This window comes from Acinetobacter sp. MD2(2019), assembly GCF_035615615.1.
In the GTDB taxonomy this organism is placed as follows: Bacteria; Pseudomonadota; Gammaproteobacteria; order Pseudomonadales; family Moraxellaceae; genus Acinetobacter.
Genome location: NZ_VTDU01000049.1, coordinates 1 through 3,860, shown reverse-complemented (window position 1 = coordinate 3,860; position 3,860 = coordinate 1). Strand labels below are relative to the sequence as shown.

Annotated in this window: 4 protein-coding genes; all 4 read right to left on the bottom strand. The window is 36.4% G+C overall.

The genetic code is table 11. From position 1 onward, the window contains the following. Positions 1-514: 514 nt before the first annotated feature. Entirely contained in the window at positions 515-1,771 is a 1,257-nt protein-coding gene (locus I2F62_RS12870) for a zonular occludens toxin domain-containing protein (RefSeq protein WP_324627387.1), read from the bottom strand. A gap of 1 nt (position 1,772) precedes the next feature. Further along, on the bottom strand, positions 1,773-2,054 hold the full coding sequence (locus tag I2F62_RS12865) for a DUF2523 family protein (RefSeq protein ID WP_324627386.1): 282 nt from the start codon (positions 2,052-2,054) through the stop codon (positions 1,773-1,775). Continuing rightward, on the bottom strand, positions 2,054-3,325 hold the full coding sequence (locus I2F62_RS12860; RefSeq protein ID WP_324627385.1) for a hypothetical protein: 1,272 nt from the start codon (positions 3,323-3,325) through the stop codon (positions 2,054-2,056). The genes I2F62_RS12865 and I2F62_RS12860 overlap by 1 nt, the downstream gene beginning before the upstream one ends. A 150-nt stretch (positions 3,326-3,475) precedes the next feature. Continuing rightward, a complete protein-coding gene (locus I2F62_RS12855; RefSeq protein WP_324627384.1) occupies positions 3,476-3,733 on the bottom strand; it encodes a hypothetical protein in 258 nt (85 codons plus the stop codon). Between the last annotated feature and the right edge of the window lie 127 nt (positions 3,734-3,860).

The window sequence follows — 3,860 nt, the reverse complement described above, 5'->3', positions numbered from 1 at the left end:
GATAAACATTATTTTTAGCTGCTCAACTTCTTCATGGTTGTCAGTATCCAACCCCCTAATCCAATCTAAATACTTCTCCAGTGAATCGCGAATCAAAAAATAATCATCATTACTCAAAACGCCAATTTTTCTATCATAATGCACCGTTCGCCACACATGCCTATTACTAACCATAAATTCTATACCGGCATCTTATTAACGCCTAAAAGCAAAAAAGCCTGACGCACTTCGTTTGTCTGCTAAAAACAATCATAAATCTTGTTTTTTCAAAACAAAATTTACGACTGTTTTCTAGCCAAAAAAAACTCAAAACTAAACATGAAATCTCAATCCTTAAGATAAGGTAAAACAATACACGCAACCAATCCAACAATAGAACAACTTGCAAGAAAAATACAAAGCATCAAATCATCGTGATTCATCTATAAAAATCCTAAAATAATCATTTAAAATCAAAACAATACCGTAATGTAACGTAATAAATTACAGTACAGTACAGATAATAAGATTAGTATTAAACACTTGGCTTTGTTATATCAGAACCTTTGAACGTAGAATTGTCATCAATAGACAAAACACGACTGGTATTTTGAGAAGATGTATTATTCATAGAACTCGATTGATCTTGAGATTGTTTTAGATCATTAGTCATTAAAGAATTGCTTTTATTGTGCGAATTAAAGTAATCATACGGCCTAGCAGCAGCATCATTCATTAATTTTCTACAATCAGAAGCAGACACTTTTAAGTAAGTGCCCTGCTCTGTAAATGCTTTATATGTTCCTGATTTTGTTTTCATACAACCTGAAAAAATGGGCTTGTTCATTACTTGATATTCAAGATTTTTGGGTACATTTTCTTGAGAAAATGGCTTATCAGGATTGTATGAAATATTCTGTGAAACAAGACCATCTTTGCTTACAGACATATTGTTATTAGACAAGTCGTTATACCATTTGATACATTCAGGCTTATTCAAGTTTTCAGCAGATCGACATATTTGAGAAAGCGCATTCATAGAATTAGCAGTCTGAACATTCTCTCCAGTAGAATTCTGTGGATTGATTTTAGCTACTGGAGGAGCAACAGGCACAGCATGTTTTAGTTCTTTATCATTTGTAGAACGAACTGTTAAACCGCCATTATGCCAAGATGAATAAATAAACTTTCCACCAAAAATTACACAAAGAAGAAGTGTAATAGACGTTGTTAATACACCTTTGTTAATCCAAGATTTTTTACCGTGCTTAGCGCCTTCTTTAATTGACTCATAAAAGCCAAATAAATGCTCAGGAAAAACAAAGATATATTTATCATGTGCAAATAGCTTCTTCGTTTTTGTTATGTTCATTTCTGCATCTGTAAATATATATACATAAGATGCACGATCATTCTTGCGTTGAATCTCAACGTGACGATCTACAAGACCCAAAACATCTGCGTTCAAGAATCTAGCACGTTGAGTAATAATCCAAAGTTCAATGCCGCGTTTACGCATTGTTGTAAGCTCAAGAATCTGTTTATCACGCTTTGAGTTGTGGCGACTGAACAAGTCTTTAAACTGAACTTCATCAAAAACAACGAGTGAGTTGTCCGGAACTTCGCGCCAGTCTTCCGGAGCTAATTTAATACCAGTGTGTTTTAAGCCAGTAATGTCGGCGTAATAGTTGCGATCAGGATTTTTATCAAACTCTTTAAATAATTGATCAACGACCCACAAAGATTTGCCTGAACCTTTTTTCCCCGTGATTAAACAGATTTCACCATGCATTTTATTTTTTTCTCATTAGGGTTAATTTGACAGAACTAACAGTTAATTTATAAACAATGGCACCAAGAATGCTTGATAGCGCAATATGCGCACCGGAAAGGGCTAGAAGCCCAAGTGCATCGGATGCCATTGAATTGCCTTTTGCAACTAAGTCACTGATATACGACTGAATAAGTGTTAAAGAAACAGCAGATGAACCAAGCCCAAGACCGGCACCGGCTAGCATTGAGCGAACAGAACCTTTCAAAAGATTTTCAGAAAATAAAGTAAGAAACTTCCACATTACTCATCATTCCTTGTGTAGACGCCGCTAACAATCATTAAAGAAATAATAGCGCCTGCGGTAATAACAAATGGACGTAATTGAGAAGCAGAATCACACCAGCTCGACAAATCAGAATCTAATTGTGATGTTTGATCACCGATTGTTATTTGAGTTGTTTCAGCTCGAAAAGGACAATAAGCAGACCATGTAAAATAGGTTTGACTTGGTTGGGTGTCTTGTTTTTGCTCATCAATATCAACTTTTGTATCAGTATCATCCGCAGTTTCAGGCTTAACCCAATCTTTAACACCTTCCACATACTCTTGAACTTTATCGGGAAAATTAATAGCAGCTTGAGCGCCTTCGCAAACAATACCAGCCCAACCGCAAAAAGTCGGAAACTCTAAAGACAAATCTTTAGCATCTGGAATAGTCGGGCTTTTTATTTCAGTACCAGTAGCAGTTCCTGAACCTTCATATTCTGCAGCACCATCAAGCGCTTTTTGGATCGTATTTACAGCAGCTTTAATATCTTTATCAGCCTCAGGATTGCTAACACCTTCGTGAATCATTGTTTCTAATATTTGATCAAGAACATTTTTAATAGCTGCATCGTTATTACCCATTTGATCTATAAGACGTTGAATAAGATCGGGTAAAGAAATTGTTTTTTCTTTATCTTGATCAACAGCATCTGGAGAATAATTCGGATTAAGAACATAAGAAATAGAAACAGAACCGAACAAAGAACCATTATTATAAAAAAGACAGTTTCCCGAAGAATTAGGCTTTCCTTCCGACTTAACAGAAGTAATAACTTTAGAACCTTTCCACAAAGTATGACCAATTAAAACAGTACAAGCATTCGATAAAGTTGAAAAATATGAGCCGACTTGTGAAGAAAGATAAGTGTCAGCAATATAATAAGCATACTTGTAAGCAGCAGCAGTACCATTATCAACTTGAGTGGGTTTATATCTGATTTCATTATTAGCAGGATCCATCACATAATCAGTAGCATTTAAAGCAAGACCGACAGCAATAGAAGCAACACCCCCGCCAATTTTTAAAGTTTTTCCCAATCCATTTTTTAATGCGCCCCAAGGGATATTTGCAGCAGCAGTACGCAAAGCACCACCAACACTTGCAGAACCAGTTACAGCAACACCGCCAGCAGTAGCAGTACCTTTCATGATGTTCCAAATGCCAGCATTAGCAGTTGAAATGATAAAAGTTTGAGAAAAAACAAGAAATAAACTGAGTAAAAAGACATTAATGCGGTGAATCATTGTAAAAGCCTCGCACTAAAATATGATTATCAAGAATCCAACAAGTGCAACAATTATATAAAGTGTATTCATTAATTCGCTCTTTGCATTGCGTGCGTCGGGCGGTCGGCAAGCTCCTACTCGCACGCAATGCACGAGTAGGAATTAAAATTAACGACCAATAAAGCCGAGAATTTTACGGTATCCCCACATCATCAAAGATGGTGATGCTTTGATAGCAAAAACAGTTGCAGCAGCAACAGAAATACCAGTAACACCCAGAGACCCCATATCAATAGCATTATCTTCAGCAGCATGAGCAGAAGCAGCAAGAACAACAGGAAGAGCCACAACAGCAACCCCACTCTTCCATGACCATACAAATGTGTAGCAATGCTTTTTCTGATTCAAACGCAGGATTGCCTTCAAAGATGAATCCGTTTGCACGTTCAAAGATGATTTTTGCTACTGTTTCGAAGGCTTCTTGTTTTTGCATTGTAAGTATACTGGTATACCGAGATGTAACTATGCTACATCGGTATAGAAGTATACGCAA

Bases quoted from the DNA above. Each gene is read 5' to 3' on its own strand.
- I2F62_RS12865 (WP_324627386.1), bottom strand. From the start codon at position 2,054: ATGTGGAAGTTTCTTACTTTATTTTCTGAAAATCTTTTGAAAGGTTCT.
- I2F62_RS12860 (WP_324627385.1), bottom strand. From the start codon at position 3,325: ATGATTCACCGCATTAATGTCTTTTTACTCAGTTTATTTCTTGTTTTT.
- I2F62_RS12870 (WP_324627387.1), bottom strand. From the start codon at position 1,771: ATGCATGGTGAAATCTGTTTAATCACGGGGAAAAAAGGTTCAGGCAAA.